Raw genomic sequence first — 13,074 nt, forward strand, 5'->3', positions numbered from 1 at the left:
GACGCCCGGGTCAGCGGAAGTCCTTGGCCCAGGTCGCGGTGTGCATGGCGCTGCGGACCCGCCAGCGGTTGATCGACTCGTGCAACCGGTCGCGGACCTCGCGGTGCTCCGCGGACGACCACAGGTCGTGCTCCTCGGCGGGGTCCTCGCGCAGGTCGAACAGCTGACCGCGCTCGTGGTCGGAGAACTCCACGAGCTTCCAGCGCTCGTCGCGCACCATCGTCATCAGCTCGGTGTCGGTCAGGATGAAGTCGCGGGCGTGCTCGGAGAACACCTCCGCGCGTCCCGACCACGCCTCCCCGCGCAGCGCGGGCAGCAGCGACTCGGCTTCCATCCACTCCGGCGGCGCGAGGCCCGCCAGCTCCAGGACCGTCGGGCCGATGTCCATCAGCGAGGTGAGCCCGTCCAGCACCTGCCCGGGCCGCACCCGCCCCGGGCCCCAGATCAGCAGCGGGACGTGCACGCTCGGCTCGTACATCGTCCACTTCTGCGAATGCCCGTGGTCGCCCAGCGCGTCGCCGTGGTCGGAGGTGAACACGACGACGGTGTTCTCCAGCACCCCGCGCTCCTCCAGCGCGCGCAGCAGGCCGCCGACCTGCTCGTCGATGAGCGAGACGTTGGCGTAGTAGTGCTGCCGCTGCCGCTGGAGCTGCTCCTCGGTGGGGTCGGCCAGGTGCACGATCGCGTCGTGGTCGTTGTCCAGGTGCTGCTGCCGCAGCGCCTGGAGCGGGGCCGGCTGGGCGGCCAGGTCCTCGGCGGAGCGGTGCGCGGCGGGCATCTCCCGGTCCCGGTAGGGGTCGAGGTGGCGCGGCGGCGGGTCGTAGGGCGGATGCGGGCCGGGGAAGCCGACCTGCAGGAAGAACGGAGCGTCGTGGTCGGGGTAGGTCTCCAGCCAGTGCTGGGCGAGGTTGCCGACGAAGTGGTCGGCGTGCAGGTCCTCGGGCAGCTCCCACTCGAAGGCGCCCAGGCGTTCCCGGTAGTCCTCGCGTCGCCGGTAGGTCACCCGGCTCGGCTTCTCCGCGCCCCGGATCCACAACGCCTTGTCCCACTGGTCCAGGAAGAACGGCAGGTTCGGGTGCGCGCGGTCCTTGTTCTCCACCACGTGCCGCTCGGCGAATCCGACCGAGGCCTCGTAGGGGTAGGTGTGCATCTTGCCGATGCTGGTGCAGCGGTAACCGGCACCGGCCAGGTCCTCGACCCAGGAGTGCGACCAGCGGTCGTCGTTGCGCAACACCCCGGAGGTGTGCGGGTAGAGCCCGGTGAACAGGCTGGCCCGGGACGGCGCGCACGACGGTGAGGCCACGTAGGCGTTCGTCAGCGCGGCGCCCTCGCGGGCCAGCCGGTCCAGGTTCGGCGTGTCGACGTGGGTGTGCCCCAGCGCCGCGATGGAGTCGAAGCGCTGCTGATCGGTCATGATCAGCACGATGTTCGGGCGGTCGGGCGTTGCGGGCACGGGTCATCTCCTCCGATGATCAGCGGGCGGCTTCGGGTTCGGGCTCGGCGTCCTCGACGAGGTCGCTGCGGTGCGTCTCCTTCGTCAGCAGCACGCACACCGCGCTGATCAGGCACAACCCCGACAGGTAGAGCGCCGGGGGCCAGTAGGAGTAGCCGAACGCGGCGGCCAGCGACAGCGCGATCGCCGGGGTGGGAGCGCCGCCCAGCAGCGCGGAGCCCTGGTAGACCACGCCGAGCCCGGTGTAGCGGGTGCCGGTGGAGAACATCTCGGCGAAGTAGGCGCCCTGGATGGCGAACATGCAGCCGGTGCCCACGGCGACCATCACCACGATCGCGAACCAGATCAGCAGCACGTTCTGCGTGGCCAGCGCCGGGAAGTACAGCAACCCGCCCACCCCGCACAGCACCACGCCGAACAGGTAGACCGGGCGCCGCCCGATGCGGTCGGAGAGCTTGCCGATGAACGGCACCAGCACCAGCTCCACGGCAGCCGCCAGCACGAACCCGTTGAGGATCATCGATCGGTCCAGCCCGAGCTGCACCGTCGCGAAGGAGATCGCGAACACGTTGATGATGTTGAAGGTGACCGCGTCGGCCATCCGCGCCCCGAGGCCCAGCAGCAGGTTGCGCCACTCGGTGCGCAGCAGCGTGAGCACGGGCAGCCTGTTGACCGGCTGCTGCTTCTCGGCGGCGCGGAAGGCCGCCGTCTCGGGAACGCGGGAACGCGCGATCAGGGCGAACACGACGAACACCCCGCTGAGCAGGAACGGGATCCGCCAGCCCCAGGTCAGGAACTGCTCCTCGGGCAACATGCTGACCAGGCTCACCAGCCCGGTCGAGACGAGCAGCCCGGCTGGCGTGCCCATCTGGTGGAAGCTGCCGAGGAAGCCGCGCTTCCCCTTGGGCGCTGATTCCAGGGCCAGCAGCGAACCGCCGCCGAACTCCCCGCCGATCCCGATGCCCTGCAACATCCGCAGCGCGATGAGCGCGACGGCGGCCCAGACGCCGATGGTCTCGTAGGTGGGGAGCAGGCCGATCGCGAAGGTGACGGCGCCGATGAGCACCACGGTGGCCATCAGCATCGGTTTGCGCCCGATGCGGTCTCCGAAGTGCCCGAACAGCAGGGCGCCCAGCGGGCGGGTGAGGAACCCGGCGGCGAACGCGCCGAAGGACTCCACGACGCTGACCGTCGCGTCCCCGCCGGGGAAGAACAGGGTGGGGAAGATCAGCGCCGCTGCGGTGCCGAAGAGGTAGAAGTCGTACCACTCGATGAAGCTGCCGGAGAACGCGGCGCGGACCGCTCGCCACGAGGACCGCGGCGTCGTTGCTGCGGGGTCAGTCATGGGCACTCTTTCCAAACCGGAGAGCATTGCTCAAATGTGAGGTATAGTTCGCTCATGTGTGAGCAGGGATGCTAGCAATCGGCTGGTGCCGGGCACAATAGCTCTCACCTGCGAGAACGTGATCGCTCAGCGGCGCGGTAGCGTGCTCGTGCCGCGCGCGAGGAGGAGTGGATGAGCACAGTGGACGGTCGATCGGCGGCGATCGAGGAGGAGGTCGTGCTGCGGGTAGCGCGCGACTACTACCTGGAGGACCGCTCGAAGGTGGAGATCGCGAAGCGCACCGGGCTGAGCCGCTGGCAAGTCGCCCGGGTGCTGCGCGAAGCCAGGGAATCCGGACTGGTCCGGATCACCATCGGCCGCCCGCGCGACGCGGACGGCTCGGAGCTCGAACGCCGCCTCGCCGCCGCCCTGGGGCTCGACGCGGCCGTGGTGGTGGACGTCGATCCGGCAGCGGACGGCGCGGCGGACTCGATCGCGGCCGCCCTCGCCGAGCTGCTGTCCGAGAGCATCCGGGAGGGCCAGTCCGTCGGGCTCACCTGGAGCCGGGTCATCGAGCGGCTGCCCGCGCGGCTGCGCGGCATGGCGCCCTGCAACGTGGTGCAGCTGGCCGGGGCGCTGAGCTTCCCCGGCGACCGGCTGGGCTCGGTGGAGGTCACCCGCGAGGTGGCGCGGATCGCTGGCGGCGTGGCGCACCCGTTCTACGCCCCGCTGTTCGTCGCCGATGCGGGGACGGCTGCCGCGCTGCGCGCCCAGCCGGAGATCGCCCGCTGCCTGGAACGGGTCGAACGGCTCGACGTCGCCGTCGTCTCGGTGGGGCAGTGGAGCGAGCGCGGCTCGGCCGTGCACCCGCTGGTGCCCGCACCGCTGGCGGCCGAGGTCGCCGCGGCCGGGGCGGTGGGCGACGTGAGCGGCCGCGTGTTCGACGAGCGCGGCGCGGCGGTGAGCACCGGTTTCGACGACCGCATCGTCGGCATCACCGCCGAGCAGCTGCGGCGGGTGCCGCGCCGCATCGCCACCAGCGTCGGCGAGTACCGCGCCCGGGCGACGATCGCCGCCGCGCGGGCCGGGCTCATGTCGGAACTGGTCGTGGACCGGCCGCAGGCCGCGGCGATCGTCCGCCTCCTCGACTCGGGGGTGACCCGGCCCGCCGACTAAGCCGCCTCGGCCGGTCGATGCCGTGGCGACGGGAACGCGCCGCGGCTCCGCCGGATCCGTCGGCGGGTGCGACCGGAACCCCGTTCGCGGACGAGCGTCAGGACTCCAGCGCGAAGTAGCGCATCCGGGCCGTCGGCCGGAAGCCGATGCGGCCGTAGACCGGCGCTCCGGCGGCGGTGGCGTGCAGCGTGGCGCGGGTGAGCCCGGTGGCGCGCCCGCCCTCGTGCAGCGCCTTGCGGGTCACCGCCTCGCCGTAGCCGCGCCGCCCCGCCTCCGGCGAGGTGGCGACCAGGAGCACGAAGAGCCTGCCCTCGCAGGGCATCGCGGCCGCCGCCGCGACCGGTTCTCCGTCCCGCAGCCCGAGGTAGGCGTGCACCTCGGTGCGCCACATCGCGGTGCCGCGCAGGCCGTCGCGGCCGTCCTCCAGCGGGAAGCCGTAGGCGCGGGAGTTCACGTCGGCGAAGGCCGCGAACTGCTCGGGTTCGGTCGCCCGCTCGAAGGTGAGCTCCGGGTGCTCCGGCGCGGGCAGCGGCAGCAGGTCGCCCGCCATGCCGACTCCGGAGTAGGCCGTTTCCAGCCCGGCCTCGGCGGCGAGCGCGGGCAGTCCCGAGCGGGCGGCGGGGTCCAGCAGGTCCTCGAAGATCCAGGCGAGACCGGGCCGGGACTTCTCCCGCATGATCTCCGCGACGTGCTCCAGCTGCCGCGCGAGCAGTTCCGGGCCGACGCCGGTGTCGGTGAGCGTGACGCAGTTCCAGAACGGGAAGCGGGAATCCGCCCAGCGCACCGCGATCCCGGGCATGTCCCGCGCGTCGGCGTCCGGCCACGAGTCGAGCACCAGCGCGCGCCACGCCGAGGAGAGCTGGTACATCGATTCGACCGCGCCCGCGTCGATCGTCGTCATCGTCTGCGAACCTCCGGGAATGGCGACGGACAGTGTCCGGATGGTAGCAGTGCGTGACCGACTGGTTTCGGCGGGTCGCTCCCCGCGCCGCGCGGACCTGCTGCGGAACCGGATTTCGGGCGTAGCATCGCGAGGCGGACCGGTCGGCCTCGTGCACTCTCGGTGACGCGGCCGGATCGCCGCAGCCGCGAGGGGGCCCGCATGGGAGCCAGGCAGTCGTCGACCGACGAGTTCGTCCGCGAACCGCTGGGAGTGCGGGAGCGGATCACCGCTGACGGCTCGTCGCCGTGGCCGGTGGAACCGCACCGCTACCGCCTCGTCGGAGCCCGCGCCTGCCCGTGGGCGAACCGCGTCATCATCGTCCGGCGGCTCCTGGGGCTGGAACCCGTGCTGTCGCTGGGGCTCGCGGGTCCGCTGCACGACGACCGCAGCTGGCGCTTCCACCTCGACCCCGGTGGTGTCGATCCGGTGCTGGGCATCGAGTGGCTGCGCGAGGCCTACGAACGAGCCGTCCCCGGCTACGACAAGGGCGTGACCGTGCCCGCGGTCGTGGAGATCTCCACCGGGAAGGTCGTCACGAACGCCTACCAGGACCTCGAGTTCGACTTCGCGACCCAGTGGACCGCCCACCACCGCCGGGGAGCGCCGGAGCTGTTCCCGCCCGAGCACCGCGACGAGATCGCGGAGATCTCCGACCAGGTGTTCCACGACGTCAACAACGGCGTCTACAAGTGCGGGTTCGCCAAGGCGCAGCACGCCTACGACAAGGCCTACGACGCGCTGTTCGCCCGGCTCGACGCGCTCGCCGAGCGCCTGGCCCGGCAGCGCTACCTGGTGGGCGACACCATCACCGAGGCCGACGTGCGGCTGTGGGTGACGCTGGTGCGGTTCGACGCGGTCTACCACGGGCACTTCAAGTGCAACCGCTCCACGCTCGCCGACATGCCGGTGCTGTGGGCCTACGCCCGGGACCTGTTCCAGACGCCGGGATTCGGCGACACCATCGACTTCGAGCAGATCAAGCAGCACTACTACGGGGTGCACGAGGAGGTCAACCCGACCGGGATCGTGCCGAAGGGGCCGGACCCCGCGGGCTGGCTCACCCCGCACGGGCGCGAGGTGCTCGGCGGGCGTCCCTTCGGCGGCGGCACGCCGCCCGGCGCGCCGCCGCGAGCGGAACGGGTTCCGCCGCTCGTCGGCTGAGCGGACCCGGCGGCCGGCGCGGGGGCGCCGGGCGAGGCGCGCACGAGCCGAGCGGCCGGGGCTGATCCCCGCGCGCTGTCGCGCGCGACTGCCGGTGCGGGGCGGCGAACATCCCACGATGGGGTGGGGCGTTCGCCTGGGTCACGACCCCACGGGGTGAATCGTGCCGTCGAGGCGTCAGGAAGCGGCGTTCCCGGACGAGGTAGGGGTGAAGATCCTCGATCACCACCCGACCCCAGGAGCTCTCCGTGCGCAGTCTCGTCGACCAGGCCCGCGCCCACCCGCGGTGCGCCGGCGGGCGGGAGATCCCCGTCGCCGTCATCGGGGCCGGACCGAGCGGGCTGGCCGTGGCGGCGGAGTTGGAGCGGCGCGGGATCCCGGCGACGGTGTTCGAGCGCTCCGGCCAGCTCGGGGCGAGCTGGCGCGACCGCTACGACGGCCTGCGGCTGCACGCCGCGCGGTCGCTGTCCGCCCTCCCGGGGCTGCGGCTCCCGCGCTCCCGCGAGCGCTGGGTGTCGCGGGACGACCTGGTCCGCTACCTGGAGGCCTACGTCGCCCACCACGAGCTCGACGTCCGGTTGAGCACCCGGGTGGAGCGCATCCGGCCCGTCGAGCACGACGGGGGAGCGCGGTCCTGGCGGTTGTGCACCGGCGGGACCACGGCGGCGGCGAGCACCGTGGTGGTCGCCACCGGCCGCAACCAGCTCCCGCACGTGCCGGACTGGCCGGGAGCGGACGCGTTCCCCGGCGAGTTGATCCACTCGACGCGCTACCGGGGGCCGCAGCCCTGCGCGGGGCGGGACGTGCTCGTCGTCGGGTCGGGCAACAGCGGTGCCCAGATCGCGGTGGCCCTGGCCGAGGGCGGCGCGAGCCGGGTCCGGTGGTCGGTGCGGACCCCGCCGAACCTCGTCCCCGCGACCACCGGTCGACTCCAGCGGCTGAGCGCGGCGCTGAACGCCCTGCCGCCGGGCGCGGCGGATCTGCTCACCGCGGCCTTCACCCGGCTGACGCTGCCGGACCTGACCAGCCGCGGTGTCCCCCGGCCGCAGGAAGGGCCCCGCGTCCGCGCCCGGCGCGACGGCACCAGCCCGGTGCACGACCAGGGCATCGTCGCGGCCGTGCTGGATGGTCGGGTGGAACCGGTCGCCGCCGTCACCGCGATCGAGCGGGAGCAGGTGGTGCTCGCGGACGGCTCCCGGATCAGCCCGGACCGCATCGTGGCCGCGACCGGCTTCCGGCCGGGTCTGGAGCGGATGTTCGGGGCCGGTCCGCTGCTCACCGGCCAGGGCCTGCCGGTTCCGGGCGGCGTGCCGGAGGCGCCGAACCTGCACTTCGTCGGGTTCACCCACCACCCGTCCGAGCACGTGCGGCAGGTCGGCCGGGAGGCGCGCACCACCGCCAGGACCATCGCCCGCGGCCTGCGCCGGGCGGGCGGCCCGAACCGCACGATCGACTGCCGCTGCACCTCGGTGACCTGACCCGGGGCGGCCGAGCTCCCACCTCTCGACTCGCCGAGCGCGGCGCCCTCACCCGGTGGATCGTGAGGGTGTCCGGGTCGGCGGGGCCCGGTTGCATACGATGGGGTGATCAGGGCCGTCCGCTGGTGCGCGCGGCAGCGGCCAGGGCACGGCGGCGCGAGGAGTGGGAATCGGGATGGCGACCCCGGGAGAACCGGCGGATCTGACCAACAAGTCGGTGGTCAAGGCCGTGCGGCTGCTCCGAGCCCTCGCGCACCAGAACAGCGGCGCCTCGGCGACCGAGCTGGCCTCGATGGCCGGCATCGCGCGCCCGACCGCTTTCCGGCTGCTGTTCACCCTGGAGCGCGAAGGCCTGGTGGACCGGGCCGAGAACACCTACACGCTCGGTTGGGAGATGGCCCGGCTCGGCAAGCTCGCCGATCCGTACGCGGGCCTGGTGTCCCGGGTGCGTCCGGCGCTCGACGACCTGGCCGCCGAGCTCGGCGAGACGGTGACGCTGGCGGTGCCGAACCTCCCGCTCGGCTACGACCTGGTCGCCGAGGTCGCCGGGCCGCACATGGTCGGGGTCTCGTTGCGCGAATCGGTGGGCAGGTACTACCCGCTGCACGCGAGCTCCACCGGCAAGATCATCCTCGCGGAGCTGTCCGAGGACGAGATCCGCGGTGCGCTGCCCGCGACCTTGGAGGCGTTCACCGAGCGCACCATCGTGGACCGGGACGTGCTGCTCCAAGAGCTGCGCGAGGTGCGCGAGCAGGGCTACGCGGTCATCGACAACGAGCTGGAAGCGGAGCTGCTGTCGCTGTCGCGGCCGGTGCGCGACGGTGCCGGGGAGCTCACCGCGGTCCTCACCGTCGACGGCCCGCGCTACCGCTTCGGCAGGGACCGGATTCCCTCCGCGCTGCAGAGCATGAAGCTCACCGCCGAGCTCGTCGCCGACATGCTCTGGCAGTCCGACTCCGGGGACTGATCTCCCGGTTCCGGGCCTCGACGCCCGGGGACAGCTCCCGCGGGGGGCGTCCTGCGGCATGGCCCCGTCCTCCGTCCTGCGCGTGGCGCTGGCATGAACACTGCTCCACTCGGGTGTTCACCAAGTGAACGCCACGTTCGGAAAGATGCCTCGCGCTCGGATTCGGTGTCAAGCGTCCTTCGGAGTGTTAGTTCCGTTGGAGGACAAGCGAAAACCCGGATCGGATCGACTCTTGACGGCGCCTCCGGCGCGATCGCACACTGCTGCTGGCCGCGTTCATAAAGTGAACGCAGCGTTCACCAAGTGAGCGAGGAGGCGTGATGAGTGACCGTCCGTTCAAGTTGTTCGCCTTCGACGTGCAGGCCCCGGCGCACCTGACGGCCGGTTCCTGGCGCAACGAGGGCGATCTGGGGCACCGCTACACCGACCTGGGTTACTGGACAGGTCTCGCGAGGTTGCTGGAGGACGCGCGCTTCGACGGCATCTTCTTCGCCGACACCGTCGGCTACCACGACGTCCACGCCGGCAGCCCGGACGCCGCGCTGCGCGACGCCGCGCAGTTCCCGATCAACGACCCGTCGCTGCTGGTCTCCGGCATGGCCGCCGCCACCGAGCACCTCGGGTTCGGCGTGACCTGCTCGCTCACCTACGAGCAGCCCTACTCGCTGGCGCGGAAGTTCAGCACCCTCGACCACCTCACCGGCGGCCGCGTGGGCTGGAACGTCGTCACCTCCTACTCCGACTCGGCCGCCCGCAACCTGGGCCTCGGCACCCAGCTCCCGCACGACCGCCGCTACGACCTCGCCGAGGAGTACCTGGAGGTCTGCTACCGGCTGTGGGAGTACTCGTGGCAGGACGACGCGGTGCTGCGCGACCGCGACGGGGGCCGCTACCTCGATCCCGCGCGGATTCACCCCATCGACCACTCCGGCACCTACTTCCAGGTCCCGGGCTTCCACCTGTGCGAACCCTCGCCCCAGCGCACCCCGGTGCTGTTCCAGGCAGGCGCCTCCGCGCGGGGCACCGCCTTCGCGGGCTCGCACGCCGAGGCGATCTTCATCAACACCATGACCCCCGAGCTGTCCCGGCGCGCGGTGGACCGCGCCCGTCTGGCCGCCGCCGAGGCCGGGCGCGATCCGCGGGACGTCCAGGTGCTCGCGCTGATGACGGTCGTGGTGGCGCCCACCGACGCCGAGGCGCAGGAGAAGTACGAGGCCCACCTGCGCTCGGTCAGCTACGAGGGCGCGCTGGCGCGGTTCGCGGGCTGGACCGGCGTCGACCTGTCCGGCTGCGACCCCGACCTGCCGCTGCGGCACGTGGAGACCGAGGGCGTGCGGTCCATCGTGGACATGTTCTCCCGGGCCGACCCGACCCGGACGTGGACCCCGCGCCAGATCGCCTCCTACCTCGGCGTCGGCGGCACCGGGGCGACCGTGGTCGGCTCGCCGAGCACGGTCGCCGCCGAGCTGCGCCGCTGGCGGGACGTGGCCGACGTCGACGGCTTCAACCTCAGCTACGCGGCCAAACCCGCGGGCTGGACCGAGTTCATCGAGCTGGCTCTGCCCGAGCTGCGCAGGCAGGGCCTCGCGCGCGAGGACTACGACCGCGACGCCCGCACGCTGCGCGAGCGCCTCACCGGCGGCGGCAGGCTCACGCCCCCCGGGCACCCCGCCACGGCCGTGCGCGCGCTGCGCCCCGACCTGCTGCCGCCCGTCGGCGCGCTCGTCTGACCCCGTGACCACCGGAGAGAACGAGGAGGAGCGGATGGCGAACGCCGACACCGCCGACGAACGGACCGACGTCGTGATCGTCGGCGGCGGGATCGCCGGGCTCATCACGGCTCGCGAACTGGGTCGCACCGGCCTGCGGGTCGTGCTGCTCGAAGCCAGGGACCGGCTCGGCGGCCGGGTGTGGACCGACCACCGGTTCGGGCGCGACCTGGAGCTGGGCGGGACCTGGGTGCACTGGCTGCAACCGCACGTGTGGGCGGAGATCACCCGCTACGGCCTGGAGGTCACCCGGGGACCGCGTCCCGAGGAGGCCTACTGGCTGGCGGGCGGCGAGCTGCGCACCGGCACGCTCGACGAGTTCATGACGCTGATCGACCCAGGGATGCGCGCGCTGCTGGCCGAGACGATGACCCGGATCCCGCGCCCCGACGACCCGCTCGCGGGGGACGGGCTCGCCGAGATCGACCACCTCAGCGTCCGCGACCGGCTCGACGCGCTCGGGCTGTCGGTCGAGGAGTACCAGGCCAACGAGGCCGCCTGGGTCGGGCACTTCAACGCCCCCACCGAGGACGGCGCCTACGCCAGCGCGCTGCGCTGGACCGCCGCGACGGCCGGGAGCTGGCACCTCATGCACGAGGCCTCGGCCGTGTTCCGCCTGACCCGGGGCACCCGGGCCCTGGTCGAGGCGATCGCGGCCGAGACGACCGCCGAGCTGCGCACCGGCACCGAGGTGACCGGCGTCGAGCACGACGGTGGGGGAGCGGTGGTGACCACCGCCGACGGGCACCGGATCGCGGCGCGGCGCGCGGTGCTCACCCTGCCGCAGAACCTGCTCGGTTCGCTGCCCGTCGAGCCGCCGCTGTGCGCGGCGAAGCGGGCGGCCACCGAGGAGGGAACCGCCTCGAAGGGCATCAAGCTCTGGATCCGGGTGCGCGGCCCGATCCGCCCGTTCTTCGCCTACTCCTCGGCGGCGCACCCGCTCTCGGTGGTGCGCACCGAGTACCTCGGGGAGCAGGACGCGGTGCTGGTGGCCTTCGGCGCGGACGCGCGGCGGATCGCCGCCGACGACCTGCACGCGGTGCGCGCCGCGCTGCGGGTCTGGCGGGACGACCTGGAGGTCCTCGACGTCACCGGGCACGACTGGATGGCCGATCCCCGCTCGCGGGAGACCTGGCTGATCCAGCGCCCGAACCAGCTCACCCGATACCTGCGCGAGCAGCAGCGCGCCGAGGGCGCGCTGCACGTCGCGGGCGGCGACTACGCCAACGTGTGGGGCGGCTTCATCGACGGAGCCGTGGAAAGCGGGCTGCGCGCGGCCCGGCAGGTCGCCGCGGAACTCGCGGCGTCCTGCACGACCGACACCGGAGGAGGACGGGAATGACGATCACGACCGACATCACGGATTCACGCCACTACCGCGACGTCATGGGCAGGCTGCCCACCTCGGTGGTCGTGGTGGCCGGGCGCGACGCGGAGACGGGCACGGCGGCGGGGCTCGTCGTCGGCACCTTCCAGTCGCTGTCGCTCGACCCGCCGCTGGTGTGCTTCAGCGTCGCCGAGACCTCGGGCAGCTGGCCGAGGGTCCGGGCCGGTGGGCTCTTCAGCGCCAGCGTGCTCACCACCGGGCAGGACGCGGTGTGCCGGGCGTTGTCCAGCAAGTCGCCGGACAAGTTCGCCGCCGTGGACTGGTTCCCGTCACCGGACGGCTCGCCGCGGATCTCCGGGGCGCACGCCTGGATCGACTGCGAGCTCTGCCACGAGTGGACCGGCGGCGACCACCGCATCGTCATCGCCAGGGTTCGGAACATGGTCGCCGGGGACGGCGAGGGCACCGGCCCGCTCGTGTTCTACCGGGGACGCCTCGGCGGGTACCGGGAACCCGCCGCCTGACCGCGCGACCGGCGGCCCGCTCCCGGTGGTGGAGCGGGCCGTCTTCCGCGTCGGGGGGCCCTCCGGCGACGCGGCCGCTTCGAGCAGCTCGGCGGTGCCGCTGCCGACGACCGGGGTGAACCAGAGCAACCGCTGGCGGCCGTCCTCGCTGAACAGGTGCAGGCAGTTGACCTCCAGCAGGCCCAGCTCGGGATGCAGCAGGCGCTTGCGCTCGTCGCGGCGGAAGGCCACGTCGTGCTCGGCCCAGCGGCGGGCGAACTCGGGGGAGCGGTCGAGCAGGTCCGCGATGAGCGAGCTCGCCTCGGGGTCGCGGGCGTCGCGGCGCGCCGCCGCCGCGCGGAGGTCGGCGGTGAGGGAGCGCGAGACCCCGGCGTGGTCCTCCTCGGGGTAGCGTCGGCGCGCCTCGGGGTCGGTGAACCAGCGGTGCACGAAGCTCGCCCGCGCCCCCCGGTACCCGGAGTGGTCGCCGAGCAGGGCCACCGCCAGCGAGTTCTGGGCGAGCGTGACGTGCAGGTCGGTGATCACCTGCGCGGGTGAGGTGAGGCGGGACAGCAGGTCGAGCATCCCGGGGTGCACGTGCGAGGCCGCGCCGCCCTGGACGGGCACCGCGCGGTCGGCCAGGTGGTAGAGGTGGTCGCGCTCGTCCGCGCTCAGCCGGAGGGCCCGCGCCAGGGCCGCCAGCATCTGCTCGGAGGGCTGGGAGCCGGCACCGCGCTCCAGCTCCACGTAGTACTCCACGGACGCACCGGCGAGCTGGGCCACCTCGTCGCGCCGCAGTCCCGGCACCCGCCTGCGCGGACCGGACGGCAGACCCACCTCGGCGGGCCGGATGCGGTCGCGGCGCGAGCGCAGGAACGCGCCCAGCTCGGCGTGCTTCGCGGTCGGCATGGTTCCAGTCTGCGGCACTCGCGGGCGCGGAGGGGGGGGGGGGGGGGGGGGGGGGGGGGGGGGG

The 13,074-nt window shown here is 73.1% G+C and carries 10 protein-coding genes and 1 pseudogene; 7 read left to right on the forward strand and 4 right to left on the reverse strand.

Going from position 1 to position 13,074, the window contains the following annotated elements; genetic code table 11:
• Positions 1 to 10: 10 nt before the first annotated feature.
• On the reverse strand, positions 11 to 1,453 hold the full coding sequence (locus ACL03H_RS21245; protein ID WP_412813053.1) for a sulfatase family protein: 1,443 nt from the start codon (positions 1,451 to 1,453) through the stop codon (positions 11 to 13).
• Between the two features lie 19 nt (positions 1,454 to 1,472).
• Positions 1,473 to 2,798: an MFS transporter gene (locus tag ACL03H_RS21250; RefSeq protein ID WP_412813054.1), complete on the reverse strand. Its 1,326-nt coding sequence runs from the start codon at positions 2,796 to 2,798 to the stop codon at positions 1,473 to 1,475.
• 171 nt (positions 2,799 to 2,969) lie between these two features.
• Here ACL03H_RS21250 and ACL03H_RS21255 point away from each other — a divergent pair, with 171 nt between their 5' ends.
• The gene (locus tag ACL03H_RS21255) at positions 2,970 to 3,953 is read left to right on the forward strand and encodes a sugar-binding domain-containing protein (RefSeq protein WP_412813055.1); all 984 of its coding nucleotides are present in this window, start codon (positions 2,970 to 2,972) and stop codon (positions 3,951 to 3,953) included.
• 97 nt (positions 3,954 to 4,050) lie between these two features.
• On the opposite strand, the gene ACL03H_RS21260 is transcribed toward ACL03H_RS21255, so the two are convergent.
• Positions 4,051 to 4,854 carry a GNAT family N-acetyltransferase gene (locus ACL03H_RS21260; protein WP_412813056.1) on the reverse strand — a complete coding sequence of 268 codons (804 nt, stop codon included), beginning with the start codon at positions 4,852 to 4,854 and terminating at the stop codon, positions 4,051 to 4,053.
• A 201-nt stretch (positions 4,855 to 5,055) separates the two neighbouring features.
• Here ACL03H_RS21260 and ACL03H_RS21265 point away from each other — a divergent pair, with 201 nt between their 5' ends.
• The 6 genes from ACL03H_RS21265 (at position 5,056) to ACL03H_RS21290 (ending at position 12,122) form a co-directional block, all read left to right on the forward strand.
• Positions 5,056 to 6,057, forward strand: coding sequence for a glutathione S-transferase family protein (locus ACL03H_RS21265; protein WP_412813057.1), 1,002 nt, complete (start codon positions 5,056 to 5,058; stop codon positions 6,055 to 6,057).
• Between the two features lie 248 nt (positions 6,058 to 6,305).
• The gene (locus ACL03H_RS21270) at positions 6,306 to 7,535 is read left to right on the forward strand and encodes a flavin-containing monooxygenase (protein ID WP_412813058.1); all 1,230 of its coding nucleotides are present in this window, start codon (positions 6,306 to 6,308) and stop codon (positions 7,533 to 7,535) included.
• 175 nt (positions 7,536 to 7,710) lie between these two features.
• Complete coding sequence (locus ACL03H_RS21275) at positions 7,711 to 8,502, forward strand: IclR family transcriptional regulator (RefSeq protein WP_412813059.1); 792 nt, start codon at positions 7,711 to 7,713, stop codon at positions 8,500 to 8,502.
• 320 nt (positions 8,503 to 8,822) lie between these two features.
• Complete coding sequence (locus ACL03H_RS21280) at positions 8,823 to 10,232, forward strand: LLM class flavin-dependent oxidoreductase (protein ID WP_412813060.1); 1,410 nt, start codon at positions 8,823 to 8,825, stop codon at positions 10,230 to 10,232.
• A 4-nt stretch (positions 10,233 to 10,236) separates the two neighbouring features.
• Positions 10,237 to 11,613: a flavin monoamine oxidase family protein gene (locus ACL03H_RS21285; protein WP_412813061.1), complete on the forward strand. Its 1,377-nt coding sequence runs from the start codon at positions 10,237 to 10,239 to the stop codon at positions 11,611 to 11,613.
• Positions 11,610 to 12,122 (forward strand): flavin reductase family protein, encoded by a 513-nt coding sequence (locus tag ACL03H_RS21290; protein WP_412813062.1) that lies wholly within the window; start codon positions 11,610 to 11,612, stop codon positions 12,120 to 12,122. Before ACL03H_RS21285 ends, ACL03H_RS21290 begins: the two co-directional genes overlap by 4 nt.
• A 90-nt stretch (positions 12,123 to 12,212) precedes the next feature.
• On the opposite strand, the pseudogene ACL03H_RS21295 reads toward ACL03H_RS21290, so the two are convergent.
• Positions 12,213 to 13,010 (reverse strand): annotated as a pseudogene (locus tag ACL03H_RS21295) (MmyB family transcriptional regulator); the annotation flags it as partial.
• Positions 13,011 to 13,074: the final 64 nt, after the last annotated feature.

The sequence above is a fragment of the Saccharopolyspora antibiotica genome, assembly GCF_047200635.1.
Taxonomy (GTDB): Bacteria; Actinomycetota; Actinomycetes; order Mycobacteriales; family Pseudonocardiaceae; genus Saccharopolyspora_C.

Bases quoted from the DNA above. Each gene is read 5' to 3' on its own strand.
- ACL03H_RS21265 (WP_412813057.1), top strand. From the start codon at position 5,056: ATGGGAGCCAGGCAGTCGTCGACCGACGAGTTCGTCCGCGAACCGCTG.
- ACL03H_RS21255 (WP_412813055.1), top strand. From the start codon at position 2,970: ATGAGCACAGTGGACGGTCGATCGGCGGCGATCGAGGAGGAGGTCGTG.
- ACL03H_RS21260 (WP_412813056.1), bottom strand. From the start codon at position 4,854: ATGACGACGATCGACGCGGGCGCGGTCGAATCGATGTACCAGCTCTCC.
- ACL03H_RS21290 (WP_412813062.1), top strand. From the start codon at position 11,610: ATGACGATCACGACCGACATCACGGATTCACGCCACTACCGCGACGTC.
- ACL03H_RS21275 (WP_412813059.1), top strand. From the start codon at position 7,711: ATGGCGACCCCGGGAGAACCGGCGGATCTGACCAACAAGTCGGTGGTC.
- ACL03H_RS21250 (WP_412813054.1), bottom strand. From the start codon at position 2,798: ATGACTGACCCCGCAGCAACGACGCCGCGGTCCTCGTGGCGAGCGGTC.
- ACL03H_RS21280 (WP_412813060.1), top strand. From the start codon at position 8,823: ATGAGTGACCGTCCGTTCAAGTTGTTCGCCTTCGACGTGCAGGCCCCG.